The 16,526-nt window shown below is 65.1% G+C and carries 17 protein-coding genes; 7 read left to right on the forward strand and 10 right to left on the reverse strand.

All coding sequences use genetic code 11. From position 1 onward, the window contains the following. Position 1: 1 nt before the first annotated feature. From ABIC17_RS18735 to ABIC17_RS18770, 8 genes are all read right to left on the reverse strand, one after another. Positions 2–1,003, reverse strand: a complete 1,002-nt coding sequence (locus ABIC17_RS18735) for an NADPH:quinone oxidoreductase family protein (RefSeq protein WP_354284452.1) — start codon at positions 1,001–1,003, stop codon at positions 2–4. Continuing rightward, positions 966–1,595 (reverse strand): 3-isopropylmalate dehydratase small subunit, encoded by a 630-nt coding sequence (gene leuD, locus ABIC17_RS18740; protein WP_354284454.1) that lies wholly within the window; start codon positions 1,593–1,595, stop codon positions 966–968. Before leuD ends, ABIC17_RS18735 begins: the two co-directional genes overlap by 38 nt. A gap of 182 nt (positions 1,596–1,777) precedes the next feature. Beyond that, positions 1,778–3,211, reverse strand: a complete 1,434-nt coding sequence (leuC, locus tag ABIC17_RS18745; protein WP_354284456.1) for a 3-isopropylmalate dehydratase large subunit — start codon at positions 3,209–3,211, stop codon at positions 1,778–1,780. Between the two features lie 50 nt (positions 3,212–3,261). Continuing rightward, entirely contained in the window at positions 3,262–4,107 is an 846-nt protein-coding gene (locus tag ABIC17_RS18750) for a c-type cytochrome (protein ID WP_354284458.1), read from the reverse strand. A gap of 162 nt (positions 4,108–4,269) precedes the next feature. Then, entirely contained in the window at positions 4,270–4,920 is a 651-nt protein-coding gene (locus ABIC17_RS18755) for a CoA transferase subunit B (RefSeq protein ID WP_354284460.1), read from the reverse strand. Then, on the reverse strand, positions 4,920–5,768 hold the full coding sequence (locus ABIC17_RS18760; protein WP_354284462.1) for an HAD family acid phosphatase: 849 nt from the start codon (positions 5,766–5,768) through the stop codon (positions 4,920–4,922). The genes ABIC17_RS18755 and ABIC17_RS18760 overlap by 1 nt, the downstream gene beginning before the upstream one ends. Before the next feature lie 122 nt (positions 5,769–5,890). Next, positions 5,891–6,592: a CoA transferase subunit A gene (locus ABIC17_RS18765; protein WP_354284464.1), complete on the reverse strand. Its 702-nt coding sequence runs from the start codon at positions 6,590–6,592 to the stop codon at positions 5,891–5,893. A 71-nt stretch (positions 6,593–6,663) separates the two neighbouring features. Further along, positions 6,664–7,356, reverse strand: coding sequence for a VIT1/CCC1 transporter family protein (locus tag ABIC17_RS18770; RefSeq protein ID WP_354284466.1), 693 nt, complete (start codon positions 7,354–7,356; stop codon positions 6,664–6,666). Positions 7,357–7,512: 156 nt separating this feature from the next. Here ABIC17_RS18770 and ABIC17_RS18775 point away from each other — a divergent pair, with 156 nt between their 5' ends. Together ABIC17_RS18775 and ABIC17_RS18780 are read left to right on the forward strand one after the other, a co-directional pair. Continuing rightward, entirely contained in the window at positions 7,513–7,881 is a 369-nt protein-coding gene (locus tag ABIC17_RS18775; RefSeq protein ID WP_131528954.1) for a BlaI/MecI/CopY family transcriptional regulator, read from the forward strand. Beyond that, entirely contained in the window at positions 7,878–9,644 is a 1,767-nt protein-coding gene (locus tag ABIC17_RS18780) for a M56 family metallopeptidase (protein ID WP_354284468.1), read from the forward strand. The genes ABIC17_RS18775 and ABIC17_RS18780 overlap by 4 nt, the downstream gene beginning before the upstream one ends. Positions 9,645–10,078: 434 nt before the next feature. On the opposite strand, the gene ABIC17_RS18785 is transcribed toward ABIC17_RS18780, so the two are convergent. Beyond that, positions 10,079–10,729, reverse strand: coding sequence for a hypothetical protein (locus tag ABIC17_RS18785; RefSeq protein ID WP_354284470.1), 651 nt, complete (start codon positions 10,727–10,729; stop codon positions 10,079–10,081). Positions 10,730–10,903: 174 nt separating this feature from the next. Between ABIC17_RS18785 and ABIC17_RS18790 the strand changes: the two genes are divergently transcribed. The 4 genes from ABIC17_RS18790 (at position 10,904) to nadA (ending at position 14,595) form a co-directional block, all read left to right on the forward strand. Beyond that, positions 10,904–11,761, forward strand: coding sequence for an MBL fold metallo-hydrolase (locus ABIC17_RS18790; protein WP_354284472.1), 858 nt, complete (start codon positions 10,904–10,906; stop codon positions 11,759–11,761). Then, positions 11,758–12,441 carry a DUF4230 domain-containing protein gene (locus ABIC17_RS18795; protein WP_354284474.1) on the forward strand — a complete coding sequence of 228 codons (684 nt, stop codon included), beginning with the start codon at positions 11,758–11,760 and terminating at the stop codon, positions 12,439–12,441. Before ABIC17_RS18790 ends, ABIC17_RS18795 begins: the two co-directional genes overlap by 4 nt. A 370-nt stretch (positions 12,442–12,811) precedes the next feature. Next, positions 12,812–13,531 (forward strand): hypothetical protein, encoded by a 720-nt coding sequence (locus tag ABIC17_RS18800; RefSeq protein ID WP_354284476.1) that lies wholly within the window; start codon positions 12,812–12,814, stop codon positions 13,529–13,531. Positions 13,532–13,584: 53 nt separating this feature from the next. Further along, positions 13,585–14,595: a quinolinate synthase NadA gene (gene nadA / locus ABIC17_RS18805; protein ID WP_354284596.1), complete on the forward strand. Its 1,011-nt coding sequence runs from the start codon at positions 13,585–13,587 to the stop codon at positions 14,593–14,595. A gap of 7 nt (positions 14,596–14,602) precedes the next feature. Here the strand turns inward: nadA and ABIC17_RS18810 are convergent, their stop codons facing one another. Next, complete coding sequence (locus tag ABIC17_RS18810; RefSeq protein WP_354284477.1) at positions 14,603–15,277, reverse strand: Crp/Fnr family transcriptional regulator; 675 nt, start codon at positions 15,275–15,277, stop codon at positions 14,603–14,605. A 341-nt stretch (positions 15,278–15,618) separates the two neighbouring features. On the opposite strand from ABIC17_RS18810, the gene nadC reads away from it, so the two are divergent. Then, the gene (gene nadC / locus ABIC17_RS18815) at positions 15,619–16,476 is read left to right on the forward strand and encodes a carboxylating nicotinate-nucleotide diphosphorylase (protein ID WP_354284479.1); all 858 of its coding nucleotides are present in this window, start codon (positions 15,619–15,621) and stop codon (positions 16,474–16,476) included. Positions 16,477–16,526 lie beyond the last annotated feature (50 nt).

Below are 16,526 nucleotides of genomic sequence, written 5' to 3' on the forward strand. Positions count from 1 at the left end.
CCTAGGCAGCGACCGTAACAACCAGCTTCCCGATCGCGCCGCGCGCGGCCATCTTGGCGATCGCCTTGCCGCCATCCTCGAACGCGAAGGTTTCGGTGACGCGCGGGGCAATCTTGCCGTCTTTCCATAGACCGAACAGGCGCTCGATATGCGCCCGGTTCGCGTTCGGGTCGCGCGCCGCGAACGCCCCCCAGAACACGCCGCAAACGTCGCAGCTCTTGAGCAGGGTAAGGTTAAGCGGCAGGCGGGGAATGCCCGCGGGGAAGCCGACGACGAGATACCGGCCCTCCCATCCGATCGAGCGGAGCGCGGGTTCGGCATAATCGCCGCCCACCGGGTCGTAGATCACGTCATAGCCGGTCTTGCCGCCAGCGGCCTTGAACTGCTCGGCAAGCGCCTTGGACTGATCCTTGTCGAATGGCGCGCGCGCATAGACGATGACGTCATCCGCGCCCGCGTTCCGCGCGGCCTGCGCCTTTTCGTCCGATGACACCGCCGCGACGACCCGCGCTCCGAACGCCTTGCCGAGTTCGATCGCCGCCAGCCCGACGCCGCCCGCCGCACCAAGCACGAGCAGGGTCTGCCCCTCCGCCAGACGACCGCGGTCGAGCAACGCGTGGATGGTCGTTCCGTAGGTCAATAGCAGCGAGGCACCCTCGGCGAAGCTGCGTCCTCCGGGCAGCGCGAACAGGCTTACCGCAGGGAGCGCGATCTTTTCTACGAGACCGCCCGATCCGGTCGTCGCGATCACCCGGTCGCCGGGTTTCCAGTCGGTCACGCCGTCGCCGACGCTTTCGACGACACCCGAGATTTCGCTTCCGGGAGCGAACGGGCGCGGTGGCTTGAACTGGTATTTGTCCTCGATGATGAGAACGTCGGGATAGTTGATCGAGCACGCCTTGACCGCCACCACGACCCGTCCCGCAGCCGCGACGGGATCGGGCAGGGTATCGATCGTTAGGGTTTCAGGTCCGCCCGGCGCTTTCGACAAGAGTGCTCGCATCCGCCCGTTCTCCGCTCATCCACGGCCGGTGTTTGCTTACCCCGGCTTCGTATTTCGAAATCGCGGTATCTCTTGCCAGTGTCAGACCGATCTCGTCCAGCCCTTCCATGAGGCACTGGCGACGGAATGCATCGAGTTCGAACCCGAAGCGATCCTGATAGGGGGTGGTGACGGTCATCGTCTCGAGATCGATCGTCACGGGTTGATCCTGCGCGACCTCGATCAGGCGGTCGATCGCGGTCTGTGGCAGAACCACGGTGACGATCCCGTTCTTGAACGCGTTGCCCGAGAAGATGTCGGAGAAGCTCGGCGCGACCACCGCGCTGATGCCCATGTCGGCCAGCGCCCAGGCGGCATGCTCGCGGCTGGACCCGCAGCCGAAATTGTCACCCGCGATCAGGATCGGGGCACCTGCGTAGCGCGGGTCATCGAAGATGTTGCCCGGTTTCGCGCGCACGGTCTCGAACGCGCCCTTGCCGAGTCCCTCGCGGGTCACGGTCTTCAGCCAGTGCGCCGGAATGATGACGTCGGTGTCGACGTTCTTCTGTCCCCACGGATAGGCCGTACCCGAGACGTGCGTGACAGGTTGCATCGTAAGATCCTACTTTGGGGCAATGCGCCGAAAGACGTGCGGGCGCGCGCCTGCCGTTATCGCTGCTTGGCGGCGATCGCGTCGTTGGCGCTGGTGCGCGCGGTCGCTGCATAGGCGGCGATCCCGCTCGCGAGGGTACCCATCACCAAAAGAACCAGAACACGCTTCATACATCGTCCCCCTTATGTCGTTACAAAATCGCGCACGTCGCTCAGTCGCCCGGTTACGGCGGCCGCAGCCGCCATTGCCGGGGAAACCAGATGCGTGCGCGCACCCGGACCCTGCCGTCCTACGAAGTTGCGATTCGAAGTGGAAGCGCAACGGAGACCGGGCGGTACTTTATCGGGGTTCATTGCAAGGCACATAGAGCATCCCGGCTCGCGCCATTCGAACCCTGCCGACAGGAAGATGCGATCGAGTCCCTCGGCTTCGGCCTGACGCTTGACCAGTCCCGACCCCGGAACGACCAGCGCATGAACGCCCTCCGCAACGTGCCGACCATCGGCAACCTGCGCGGCGGCGCGCAGGTCCTCGATCCGGCTGTTGGTGCAACTGCCGATGAAGACATAGTCGACGCCGACGTCCCGCATCGCGGTGCCGGGGGTGAGGCCCATATAGTCGAGCGACTTGCGCGCCGCATCGCGCTTTGCGGGATCGGCGAAGCTGTCGGGATCGGGAACATGACCGGTGATCGCGACGACATCCTCGGGGCTGGTGCCCCAGGTCAGCAGTGGCGCGATTTCGGTTGCGTCGATCGTGACGACCGCATCGTACACTGCGCCCGGATCGGTCGGCAGCGTGCGCCAATAGGCGACCGCCGCGTCCCAGTCGGCACCCTTGGGGGCCATCGGGCGGCCCTCGAGATAGGCGAAGGTGGTCTCGTCCGGCGCCACCAGACCCGCGCGCGCGCCCGCTTCGATCGACATGTTCGCGATCGTCAGCCGACCCTCGATCGACATGTCACGGATCGTCGAGCCGGTATATTCGAGCACATAGCCCGTACCGCCCGCCGCCCCGAGCTTGCCGATGATCGCCAGCGCGACGTCCTTGGCCGAGACGCCGAAGCCGAGTTTACCGTCGACGCGCACTTCCATCGTCTTGGACTGGCCGAGCAACAGTGTTTGCGTGGCGAGCACATGCTCGACTTCGCTCGTGCCGATCCCGAAGGCGAGCGCGCCCAGCGCACCGTGCGCCGAGGTATGGCTGTCGCCGCACACCAGCGTGGTGCCGGGCAGGGTGAACCCCTGTTCCGGGCCCACGACGTGAACGATCCCCTGCGCCGCCGCGATCGCATCGATATAATCGATCCCGAAGTCGCGCGTATTGCGCTCGAGCGCGTCGAGCTGCTGGAGGCTGTCAGGATCGGCGATCGGCAGCCGCGCGCCGTTCGCGTCGCGGCGCGGGGTCGTCGGCAAATTGTGATCAGGGACCGCAAGCGTGAGATCGGGACGACGGACAGTGCGTCCGTTGGCGCGCAGCCCGGCGAAGGCTTGCGGGCTGGTGACCTCATGGACGAGGTGACGATCAATGTAGATCAGGCACGTTCCATCGTCGCGGCGCTCGACCACATGATCGGTCCAGATCTTCTCGTACAGGGTCAGGGGCTGGTTGGACATGCCGCGCGCTCTAGCCGAAAACTGCGCAAATGCAATGTTTGGCAGGGCCTTTATTGCGTAGCGGGACGCTGGTGTTCCTCGATCAGGTACGTGTGGACGGCGGCAATCTCGCCGTCCGTGAGCCTGCTTAAGTCTCCTATGGCCACCCGCGTCATCAGCCCGAGGTCGCGTCCCGACATGCCAACGCCCGTCCGGAGCAAATGGCGGAAGGCATTCGCATCATAGGACGAACCGACGTCCGCCAAGGCAGGAACCGTCACCGTCGGATCGGTTTCCTGTGGCTGCGCATGCCGCAGATCGTGGCACGCCATGCACGAAACGTGGACAAAATATGCTCCGGCAGCGACAGGTCGGTGGTGCGCGGCGATGGTCTCGGGATGCGCCTGGCTGGGCAGACCGCCGGTCAGGATCAGCAGGCGTGCCATTGGCCCATAGGATATCGTCCCCGGAAGATCCTTCGACTGCGGCTTGAGCGTGCGGATCCATCCGATCAGCCGCGCAACGTCATCGTCGGAGAGATGCCGGAATGCCTGGACCGGCATGACGTGAAGGGCAGTGCCATCTCGCTTGATACCGTGGCGGATCAGCCGGGACAGTTGCGCGTCGCTATAGTCCGCCGCGCGACGGGCAATCGCGGGGGCCGCGAAACGGCCGAGCAAGGCATTCTCGACCAGCACCCTGCCGGTCGCGTCGCTTGCATGGCAACCGCGGCATCCGATGATCCGCGCAATCCGTCCGCCTTCCGCCACGCCCGCGGCCGAGTGGTCGGCAACGATCGTATCCGGCGGTGCCGCATAGGCGCGGCGCAGCACCCATTCGGACCCGCCGTACAGCGTGGCCATGGCCACGACGATGGCCCCGCACAGTATCAGCGCAGCACGCTTGAGCCACTTCATCGAAGCCCCCCAGCAAGGTCAAGTCCGCGTCGATCAGGACGAAGCAGGGGATACCACAGTTGAGGCTATTGCGCGAGTAGTCGTAAGACATTCAGTGACGAAAACGACTAAGCCTGTCCGTAACGGACGCAGACTGCGGTACTTCCAGCAAGTAAATACCGTTTAAACGACGTAATGTGCTGTTGTTTTGCTGGCAATCTCAGCGGAACTGACGCCGGGGGCGGTTTCGAGCAGCTTGAAGGGCGACTGGTGATCGGGGCGCTGGAAGACCGCAAGGTCGGTGACGATCATGTCGACCACATTCTTTCCGGTCAGCGGCAGCGTGCAGGCGGGGATGAACTTGGGGTCGCCGTTCTTGGATGTGTGCTCCATCACCACGATGATCTTCTTGACCCCCGCGACCAGATCCATCGCGCCGCCCATGCCCTTGATCATCTTGCCAGGAATCATCCAGTTGGCGATGTCGCCATTCTCCGCGACTTCCATCGCACCGAGCACGGTCAAATCGATATGGCCGCCGCGGATCATCGCGAAGCTGTCGGACGAACTGAAATAGGCGCTCTGCGGGAGTTCGCTGATCGTTTGCTTGCCCGCGTTGATCAGATCGGCGTCTTCCTCGCCCGCGAGCGGGAAGGGGCCGATGCCGAGCATTCCGTTCTCGGACTGCAACGTCACCTCGACGCCCTGCGGGATGTGGTTGGCGACCAGCGTCGGGATACCGATCCCGAGGTTGACGTAGAAACCGTCCTTCAGTTCGCGCGCGGCGCGGGCGGCCATTTCGTCGCGGGTCCAGCCCTTTGCCTGGTCGGCCATCACTTGTCTCCTGCGGGCGGGGCCCAGCGTTTGTCTTGCGGGAATACGTCGTCGAAGCTGCCCTTGAGCGCGCTGCCGTAGACGGGGTTGGGGAGGATGAACCAGCCCGCCCCGAACTTCGCGGAGACGGGCTCGCGCTGGACGGCGGCACGGCGCGCGGGTGGGGGGAGGTTGGCGTTGAACAGGTCGCTGAAGTCGCCGAGTTGGTCGCCGCCCATCGCGATCACGCAGAACTTCGCGGCGATCGTCGCGCGGCGGCCATCCTTGCGGCTGCCCATCGCATCGTCGCCCGACAGGTACAGCGTTTCGCCGTGGACTGCAGGGCCGAGCCCGGCGCGCTCGATCGTCGCGCGGGTGATGTCGGCGTGGGCGGCAGAGCGATTGGTGTTGAACACCACGGTCACACCCATCCGGCGAAGCGCATCGAGTGCCTGCACCGCGCCGGGTTGCGGCGCGACCTTGTCGAGGTCGGTCAGCTCCCAGGCATCCCAGGTCTTCTGATTGTACGGGGCCGGGTGCGCGGCGTCATTGGCCTCGAAGCCGAGGTTGAGGAGGACGGTCTCGTCGACGTCGAACACTGCGGCCTTGGGCTTGTTGCCGCAGGGGATCCATTTTGGGGCGGCGAGCGTGGCGTCGGGGGCGAGGACGGCGGAGTCGGCTGGGGCCTTTGCGACTTGCGTCGCGGCGAACTGCGTTAGTTGCCGCCACGTCTGGAGCGCCTGCGCTGCCGCTTCGCCTGAGCCGTAGAGATATTGCATCCCGGGCGGGACGGTGGGGCTGCTTGGCGGCACTACCGCCGCGGGCGGTGTCGTGGTGCAAGCGGAGAGCGCCAGTGCAACCAGAACCAAGCCCCTCCCCTTCAGGGGAGGGGTTGGGGGTGGGGCGGTGCCTCGCAGAGGGCTGAGTTCTGCTGGACTTCCCCACCCCAACCCCTCCCCTGAAGGGGAGGGGCTTAATGAAAGCCCCTTCTTCACGCGGCCTCCCGGACAGTGCGGAATTCGATCTTCTTGTCGTATGGCGCGCCGAGCACGAGGCGCTGCACATAAACGCCCGCTAAGTGGATCGCGTCCGGATCGAGTGAACCTACGGCCACGATTTCCTCGACCTCGGCGACGCACACCTTGCCAGCCGTCGCCATCGGCTGGTTGAAGTTGCGCGCGGTCTTGCGGAAGACCAAATTGCCGCTCTCGTCTGCCTTCCACGCCTTGATGATCGCGAGATCGGCGCGGATGCCGCGCTCGAGGATATATTCCTCGCCGTCGAAGGTCTTCACTTCCTTGCCCTCGGCCACCAGCGTGCCGACACCGGTCTTGGTGTAGAAGCCGGGGATGCCCGCACCCCCCGCGCGACAGCGTTCGGCGAGCGTGCCTTGCGGGCAGAACTCGACCTCGAGCTCGCCCGACAGATATTGGCGTTCGAACTCCTTGTTCTCGCCGACGTAGCTCGAGATCATCTTCTTGATCTGGCGGGTGCGGAGCAGCTTGCCGAGGCCCTCGCCATCGATCCCGGCGTTGTTGCTCGCGATCGTCAGGTCCTTCGTGCCCGCGTCGCGAATCGCGTCGATCAGGCGTTCGGGAATGCCGCACAGCCCAAACCCACCCGCGCAGATCATCATGCCGTCGTGGAGCACCCCGTCCAGGGCGGCGGCGGCATCGGGGTAGATCTTGCGCATGAACGGTCCTTTCGGAGGGTTTCGCCCGATTAGGGCGGGGCGGGGCGAGGGGTCAACCCGCCCGTGTCCCCTCAGACCTGCGTCCCCACCAGATGCCCGATCCCCGCCGTCACCGCCATCGCCAGCGCGCCCCAGAACAACACGCGCACTGCGCCGCGCCACAGCGGTGCGCCCCCGATCCGCGCGCCGGTCGCGCCGAGCAGCGCGAGCAGCAGCAGCGTCGTCACGACGACGGCTTCGATCAGCGCGGTGCCGCGGAACAGGAACGCCATCAGCACGGGGCAGATCGCGCCCAGCGCGAAGCTCGCGGCGGAGGCGAGCGCGGCCTGGACCGGGCGTGCCTCCATTACCTCGTGGATGCCCAGTTCGTCGCGCATGTGCGCGCCGAGCGCATCGTGCGCCATCAGCTGCTCCGCGACCTGCAGCGACAGCGCCGCATCCAGCCCGCGGTGGCGGTAGATGGCGGCGAGTTCGCGCGTCTCGGCCTTGGGATCTTCTTCCAGTTCAGCGGCTTCGCGGGTGCGGTCGGCGGCTTCGGTGTCGGACTGCGAACTGACCGAGACATATTCCCCCGCCGCCATCGACATCGCCCCCGCGACCAGCCCGGCGACTCCGGTCAGCACGACTTCGGAGGGCGCGCGGGCGGCGGCGGCGACGCCGACGATCAGGCTGGCGGTCGACAGGATCCCGTCGTTGGCGCCCAGGACGGCGGCGCGGAGCCAGCCAACACGCTGAACAAGATGCTTTTCGGAATGGCGGATCATGTCCCGCCGTAACCGTCCCGCCGCGATCAGGCCAGATGCAGTGGCGCGCCCCTCCGTTAAAAGTCGCCAAGGTCGCACAGGGTAACGTCGGCGGGGCTATTGACTACAGACGTAAACGGTACGATTACAGCTGTAGTCAGTACGGAGGCGACTCGAATGCCCGAGAAGATCAGCGATGCCGAACATGCCGTGATGGAGGTGCTGTGGGACGAAAGCCCGCTGACCGCGCAAGACGTGTCCGAGCGGATTCCCGATACGCGCGAGTGGAGCGCCAATACCGTCAAGACGTTACTGGGCCGGTTGCTGGCCAAGAACATCATCGCGCATGAAGCCGATGGTCGCCGCTATTTGTACCGGCCGCTGGTGCAGCGTACAGATTATGTCGCAGGCGAATCGAAGCGGCTGATCGACCGGTTGTTCGGCGGCAAGCTGACCCCGTTGGTCGCGCATCTCGCCGAACGCGATGAACTGACCGCGCAGGATATCGCGGAGATCGAAGCCTTGTTGAAAGGACTGAAGTCATGATCGGGCCGGACGGAATAAGCTGCGCAATCGAGGCGATGATCGCGTCGAGCGTGCTGATGGTTCTGGTGCTGGTGCTGCGGACGCCGGTCCGGCGCGCGTTCGGGGCCAATGTTGCTTATGCACTGTGGGCGCTGCCGGTGCTGCGGCTGGTGCTGCCGCCGTTGCCCGCCGCCTGGACCGAGGCGACTCGGCAGGCGGTTACGCAAGCCACCGCGGTTCCGATGCATTTTGCGACGCATCCGGTCGGAATGCTGCTCAACGCACCTGCTTCGGAGATCGATTCTGCCGCCGGAAATCCCTGGATCGTCCCGGCGATCGCCGCGCTGTGGCTGATCGGCGCGGGCGGGTTCTTCGTGTGGCATGTCGTATCGCATCGCCGGTTCTGCGCACGGATGCTGGCGGGCGTCGGGCAGCAGATCGACCTGGACGGCGTCCGTGTGATCGAGAGCGACGCCGCGAGCGGACCGCTCGCCTTCGGGGTGGTGCGCCGCTACGTCGCCTTCCCGCGCGATTTCGCCGAACGCTATGAGCCCGAGGAGCGCGATCTCGCGCTGGCGCACGAGCTTGGCCATCATGCGCGCGGCGACCTGATCGCGAACTGGATCGCGCTCGGCGTGCTCGCGGTGCATTGGTTCAACCCGATCGCATGGCGCGCCTTCCGGGCGTTCCGGGCGGACCAGGAAATCGCCAATGATGCGCGCGTGCTGGCGGGGATGAACCCGATGCGGCGGCACGTCTATGCGTGCGCGATCGTCAAGGCGGCGCATCCTTCACTGTACGGCGAGGTTGCCGCGACCTGCCATCTCAACCCGATCGACGATCTCAAGCGGCGGCTGCGGATGCTGACGACGCAGCGGACGTCGCGCGTGCGGCTGGTCGGCGGTGGTGCGGTGATCGCGGCGCTGACGCTCGGCGGGCTGGGGCTGACCGCGTCGGGTAGTGCGGCGGCGGAACGCGTGCGCTCGGGTGTGGAACGTGCGACCGGGGTCGATATCGCCGCACTCGCGCCGCCAGCCGTGCCCGCAGTCGGCATGAGCGGGGACGACCAGGTGCCGCCCGTGCCGGCCGCGCCGCCGGTAGCCGAGACGCCGGATCGTCCGGAGCACGCGATGCCCGTCGCCCCGGTGGCCCCGGTGGCCCCGGCTGCGCCCGCGCTGGTGACGGTGCCGGAAGCGCCGGAAGCGTGGTCGGCCCCGCGTGCGCCGGAGCCACCGCTTCCCCCGGAGGCTGCCGAGGGGCAGCGCGGGACGACGGTCGTCACCGTCGACAAAGACGGCAAGCGGATCGTCCGGCACGGTCGCTATGTGAAGCTCGGCCCGAACGGGCAGGCGAGCTTGATCGGCGACGACGGCACGATCACGCACGTTGCCGAGGTAACCGCGGTGCCGCAGCGTCCCGATGTTCCCGAAGTCCGCTCGCTGGCGTGCGGAACGCGCGGCGACGGGCACCGCATGACGATCGAGGATCGGCATGCAGGGCGTCGGCGGATCACCGTCTGCACCGACCGCATTGCCGCTGCGCAGGCGCGGGGTGCGGCAGCCGCCGCCCGCGGCGCTGCCGCTGCGGCCCGGGGCGCGCAACTCGCGATGAACGGGGAGCAGATGCAACAACGCGCCTATCGCCAAGCGCTGGACGGGTTGCGCGCGGCGCGGGCGCAAATGCTGCTCAACCGCGACATGCCGGCGGACGCGCGGCGCGGGGCGCTGGAGGGGATCAATACCGCGATTGCCGAACTGGAAAGTGACATCGCGCGGGGGCAGTGATTTGAGCGACGTCGCGAGGCCGGGGGGGGGGCGCTTCGTTTCTGGCATGCTGAGCTTGTTTCAGCATCCGCCGCGCAACGGGCGCGGACCGGACTTGTGGCGCGGTGGGCCCTGAAACATGTTCGGGTTGACGGCGGGTAGGGGGAGTGCCGCCCGTCTCACCACGCCGCCGTCATGCTGAACTCGTTTCAGCATCCACCGCGCACCGGGCACGGACCGGACTTGTGGCGCGGTGGACCCTGAAACGAGTTCAGGGTGACGATGGGTGGGGAAGGGTGCCGCGCTCCCACCGCCCCCTGCCGTCATTTTGGAAGTCGTTCGGGCACGGACCGGACTCTTAGCTCGGCGACCCCGAAACGCTCTGAAAACTATATCCTCGCGAAACGGTCGGTTAGCTCGGCCATCCTGATATCCTCAATGTTGTATATGCCACATCAAGTCTCGGTCGGACGCGGCTTTGACAGCATCGTCAATATTTCTCGCTTGAGCAGGTCCCCGATCATTCCAAGGAATTGAGGCAATCCGTTTGGTCTAGTTTGTGCGGTCAACACCATATGGGGTGGCATTTGAATGCCTATCCCATGGAGCAGCGCGACCGAACCTAGTACTTTTGGACCAAACCTTTCGAAAAACAGTTTTCCTGTTACCGCTTCGAAATCACGATCTGTCTGCCAACTTCCAAACCCCGGCTCCCTGTTGGGGTTAGCTTTATGAATGTCTGCGTGATCCCGTTGGCGTTCGGCTAGGTATCGAAAAATCTCATGTGACAAAGCAACAAGTTCATCCCCAAAAGCCTGATATTGCGTCGGGTCAAATTTCATCATCGCGCGGGCTACGGTATAGTTGCGCAACGCCGCCATGCCTTTATCCACACAAAAAAGCAGCAGAGCCACCGTTGTAAGGAACACTAGCAAAAGTCCCCAAGGGGGAAGGTTTGACCAAATATAGGCCCAGAAAGCCATCAGCAGCGCCGCAATTACAGCGGCTACGTTCCATAAAAATGCCCCAAGTCCAATGCGCGTCCCGAATGATAATATGGCGTCTATGTAAGGAATGTGCCGAAGTGCTTTAGCAATTTTTCCCATGCATTTGTCCTCGCCGACTCACCCCTGAGTCACCTTGAATTAGATGACTTATTCATTATCATATTGCATGTTCGAGGGGTATAATTGCCAAATGCTTTCAGGGTGACGGTGGATAGCCGAACACAGCCCCAAGCCGGGGTTGCGCCACTCCGCGCAAGCCGCCATTTCACCCCGATGAGCGAGCAACAGACCGGCGTGCCCGAACAGCGCGAGCGCCTCGTCAGCCGGGTGCTGGCACCTAATCCGTCGCCCTTTACCTACACCGGCACGCAAGTGCATCTGGTCGGAACGACCGATCTCGCGGTCATCGATCCCGGCCCGGACGATCCCGCACATGTCGCCGCGCTGGTCGCCGCGATCGCGGGGCGGCGCGTCGTCGCGATCGTCGTCACGCATACGCACCGCGATCACAGCCCGGCGTCGCGCCCGCTCGCCGCGATCACCGGCGCGCCGATCCTTGGGTGCGCGCCGCTGGCGCTTGACGATCTCGGCCCGCGCGCCGACGCCTCATTCGACGCAGACTATGCGCCCGACCGCGTGATGGCGGAGGGCGACAGCGTCGGCGGGGAGGGGTGGACGCTCAGCGCGATCGCAACGCCCGGGCACACGTCCAACCACCTCGCCTTCGCGCTACCCGAGACCAAGGCGCTGTTTTCGGGCGATCATGTGATGGGCTGGTCGACCAGCATCGTCTCGCCGCCCGATGGCGACATGGCATCCTATATGGCGAGCCTCGAGAAGCTGCTGCCGCGCGACGATCGGATCTATTATCCCGGGCACGGCGATCCGATCGAGACCCCGCAGCGGCTGGTGCGCGGGATGCTCGGGCATCGCAAGCAGCGCGAGGGGCAGATCCTGCGGTTGCTGCGCGCATCGTCCGAGACGATCCCGGCGATGGTCGCGCGGATGTATGTCGGGATCGATCCGCGCCTGTTCCCCGCCGCCGAACGCTCGGTGCTGGCGCATCTGATCGACCTGCGGCAGCGCGGGCACGTCCTTGAGGCGGATGACGTGTGGAGCGCGGCGGCATGAAATTCCTTGGCAAATTCGCGGGCGCCCTCGCGCTGATCGCATTGTTCATCCTGGCGGTGTTCTGGGGGCTGGGGGCGCTGGTCGAGCACAAGCTCGCGGGGCCGGACCCGGTGACGATCGCGAGCGGATCGTTGCAGGGCCTGCGCGAGCAGAACCGGCTGTCGGCGTTCGCGGCGCGCTATGTCGCGGTGTCGACCTCGACCCAGTCGCAATATGGGCTGACCAGCAAGAAGACGCTGATCATGCCGGGCAATGTCGAATACCGCGTCGACATGGCGAAGCTGACCGCGCGCGACGTGACGTGGGATGCGAAGACGCGGACTTTGGGGGTGACGTTGCCCCCGATCGAGGTCTCCCCGCCGCAGATCGACCTGACGCAGATCCGCGAATATGGCGAGGGCGGCTTGCTCTCCGCGATCAGCGATGCGGACGCCAAGCTGGAAGCCGCGAACCGTTCGGCGGGGCAGCGCGAACTGGTCCGCCAGGCGCATGAGCCGGTGCCGATGAAACTCGCGCGCGATGCGACGCGCCGCGCGGTCGAGCGGAGCTTCGCGTTGCCGCTGAGTGCCGCCGGGCTTGATGCGACGGTGAAGGTTCGTTTCGCGGACGAGGCGCATGACAATAGCGACGTGTGGGATACGACGCGGTCGATCGCGGAGGTTCTGGGCAACCGCGGGTAGCCAGTGCCTTTGCCTGACGTCGTGTATGCAAGCGCCACACGGAGTTGCTACCCACCTCTCCGTCATTCCCGCGCAGGCAAGCTCTGCATGAAGGCAATCGGAGGTTTGTTCGTCGCCCCGCGCCCCAAAAGCTGCCGTCATGCTGAACTTGTTTCAGCATCCACTGCGCAACGGGCATAGTCCGGACTCGCGGAGGGCTGGATCCTGAAACGAGTTCAGGATGACGGGCGGGTTTTGCCGAGGCCATGCCTTCGCAGGCATGAGGGGGGCGTGTCACGGCTTCGGCGGCGGCGCGAAGCGTCCCGCTATTTCCCGTCCACCCGCAATATGGTAACGCTTGCGTATCGAGATTTTCGGGGGAGAATCGGGGGTGGCGACGCAAGTTGGCGCGGCGGGGGCTTCGGTCGAACGCGACCGCGCGTTCTTTTTCGCGATGGCGATGGCGATCGTTGTCACGACGATTTCCGGTTTCACGCTGCAATTCGCGGCGGGTCGCTCCAGCCTTGCATCGCCGTGGTGGGTGCATCTCCACGGCGTCACCGCGGTCGGGTGGCTCGCGCTTTATGCGACTCAGAATTTCCTCGTCTTCCGCGGGTCCTTCGTGGCGCACCAGCGTCTCGGCATGTTTGCCAGCGTCTATCTCGCGTGGATGGTCGTGGCGGGGCTGTCGATCACGGTTCTGTCGGCAGCGGCGCACCGCATACCGCCGTTCTTTGAACCCAACGTCTTCCTCGTGATGGACTGGCTCAACACCGCGGTATTCGCAGGGTTCACCTGGGCGGGGGTGGCATTGCGCGCGCAGCCCGACTGGCACCGGCGGCTGATGCTGTGTGGCGCGGTGCAGGTGATGACGCCGGGGATCGGGCGGTTGCTGCCGCTGCCGCTGATGGGAACGTGGATCCTATGGTCGATCTGGCTGGCGATGATGGTCTATCTATCGGTCGCGATCGCGTATGACCTGTTGACGCGGGGAAGGGTTCACCCGGCCTATCTGTGGGGCGTCGGTGTGATCACGGTGACGGTCGCGGCGATGCGGCCGATTGCCTTCTCGCCCCCCGTTCTCGCGCTCACGGAAACACTCACGGGTTGATCGCTGCTCCCGCACGGGCCATGTGAGCCGCAGATAAAGGCGGGAGCATGGGTATGGACGCACGCGGTGGTATCGGGGGGACGCTGACGGGGCTCGACCTGCGTGCGGAAATCGACCGGTTGCGCAAGGATCGCAACGCGGTGATCCTGGCGCATTATTACCAGAAGCCCGAGATCCAGGACCTTGCCGATTTCGTCGGGGACAGCCTCGATCTGTCCAAGAAGGCCGCGGCGACCGATGCCGACGTCATCGCCTTTTGCGGTGTGCGCTTCATGGCGGAGACCGCCAAGATCCTCAGCCCCGACAAGATCGTCGTGCTGCCCGATCTCGATGCGGGCTGCAGCCTCGAGGACAGTTGCCCGCCCGATCAGTTCGCGGCGTTCCGCGCGGCGCATCCCGATCATATCGCGCTGACCTACATCAACTGCTCGACCGAGGTGAAGGCGTTGAGCGACGTGATCGTCACGTCGTCCTCGGCCGAGAAGATCCTCAGCCAGATCCCGCTCGACCAGAAGATCATCTTCGGGCCGGACAAGAACCTCGGCGGTTATCTCGCGCGCAAGACCGGGCGCGAGATGCTGTTGTGGCCGGGCGTCTGCATCGTCCACGAGGCGTTCAGCGAGACCGAGCTGCTCAAGCTGCAATTGCAACATCCCGGCGCGCCGGTCGCGGCGCATCCCGAATGCCCGCCGTACATTCTCGACCATGCCGATTACGTCGGGTCGACCAGCGGGATCCTCGCCTTCGCGGATACGATGCAGGGCGACACGCTGATCGTCGCGACCGAGCCGCACATCATCCACCAGATGGAGAAAGCGGCGCCGCTCAAGAACTTCATCGGCGCGCCGGGCGCGGACGGGAACTGCAACTGCAACATCTGCCCGTATATGGCGCTCAACACGATGGAAAAGCTCTACGTCGCGTTGCGTGACCTGAGCCCGCGGATCGAGATCGAGGAAGGGCTGCGATTGCAGGCGAAGAAGAGCCTCGACGCGATGCTCGCGATGGCGAGCGGGACGGTCGGGATGGGCGACCTCGGCCCGTTGCGCGTGACGGGCGACTGAGCCCCCGTCAGCGCGGGGTGAGGTGAAGGTAGCGCGGGTTGAAGTCGCTCGCGTCGCGCAGGCCGGCCCAGTCGACGATGCGGATCTGGCGACGATCCCGCTCGATCAACCCGCGCTGGGCGAGCGCCTTGAGCACGCGGTTGACGTGGACCGGCGTCAGTCCGACGGTATCGCCGAGCTGTTCCTGCGTCATCGGCAAGTGATCCGCACGGGTCGACGGGATTCCGGCGACTTCGCGGCGGAGCGAGAATTCGCACAGCAGATGACCAACCCGCGTATGCGCGTCGCGTCGCCCGATGTTGACGATCCATTCGCGCAGGATCGACGATCCGATCAGCGACATCCGCCATAACGCCGCCGCGACCGCAGGACGATCGGCCACGAGCGTGCGGAGCGCCCCGGCGTCGATGTCGACGACTTGCGCGCGAGTCAGCGCCTGAACGTTGTGATCCGCTTCTTCGAACCACGGATTCTGGAGGTCGACGAAATCCCCGGGGATCTGCAGCGAGACGATCTGGCGCGCGCCGGTGCTGGTCAATCGCTGGGCATAGGTAAAGCCGCCGAGGATGAACGAGCAGCGCACCGGCTTCTCGCCCTCCCGGACCAGATAGGCGGAGGGTTCGACCTGGCGTTGGGTGAAGATCAACCTGCGGATCGCAACGTGGTCATCCGGATCGAGCACGCTGTGGCGTGAAAGACTAGCAATAATGACGTCGTGTATCGAGGGTATCGGCATCACGTTCCAAACGAAGGGGGGCTAGTGTACGTCACGTAAAATGTGTGGAAGTCATTGTAATCGTCCGGTGTCATCATGACGTAGCACAAGCGTAAATATTGTTGCTGACTTTTTGCAACATAAAGTCGGAACACAGGTTAAGTACAAAAAGGTTGATAAACGATATCTTGAAACTTCGGGGACTCGCTGCTCCGAAGGGAATTCCATGTCAGGATTGGGCCGGATCACGCACGCGACGGGCCACGAATTTGGGCTGACCCGCTCTCGCTGCCACGGTAAGGCGGGGCATGACCGATCCATGCTTTGCCCTCGACGGGTTCAATCTCGCCGCCTTCGTCGCCGCCACGCTTGCCGAGGACATGGGCGACGCTGGCGACATCACCGCGCAGGCGGTGATTCCGGCGGACGCGCGCTTCACCGGGGTGATGGACAGCCGCGAGGAGATCGTCGTCGCGGGATTGCCGATCGCCGAGGCGTTCTTCCGGACGCTCGACCCTGCCGTGACGATCGAGCGGCTGGTTGCGGACGGCGACCGGGTCGCGGCTGGAAGCGACGTGCTTCGCCTGTCGGGCAACGCGCGCGCCTTGCTGACCGCGGAACGGTCCGCGCTCAACACGGTGCAGCATTTGTCGGGCATCGCCACGCTGACGCGCATATACGTCGACGCGATCGCAGGGACGGGCGCGACCTTGCTCGATACGCGCAAGACGATTCCTGGCCTGCGGCGGCTCGAGAAATATGCGACGCGGATGGGCGGCGCGACCAATCATCGGCTCGGACTGTGGGACGCAGCGATGATCAAGGACAATCATGTCGCGGTGGCGGGCGGTGTCGCGGCGGCGGTGTCGCGCGCGGTTGCGGCGGGGATCGCGCGGATCATCGTCGAAGTCGACTCGCTGGATCAGATTGCCCCTGCGCTGGATTCGGGCGCGACGCATCTGTTGCTCGACAACATGGATCCGTCGACGCTCCGCCGCGCGGTGGCGGAAGTCGGCGGGCGTGTGCCGACAGAGGCCTCGGGCGGCGTTCGGCTGGATACGATCCGCGCGATCGCGGAGACGGGGGTGACCTATATCAGCGTCGGCCGCCTGACCCAGTCCGCCCCAGCGGTCGATATCGGGCTCGACTTCACGCCGCAGTCCTGACGCCAGCCTATTGGTCGCAAGCTACTAGTGCCGCGAGACAAACAGGCTAA

Origin of the sequence: Sphingomonas sp. PvP056 (assembly GCF_040549155.1) — a bacterium.
Classification (GTDB): domain Bacteria; phylum Pseudomonadota; class Alphaproteobacteria; order Sphingomonadales; family Sphingomonadaceae; genus Sphingomonas.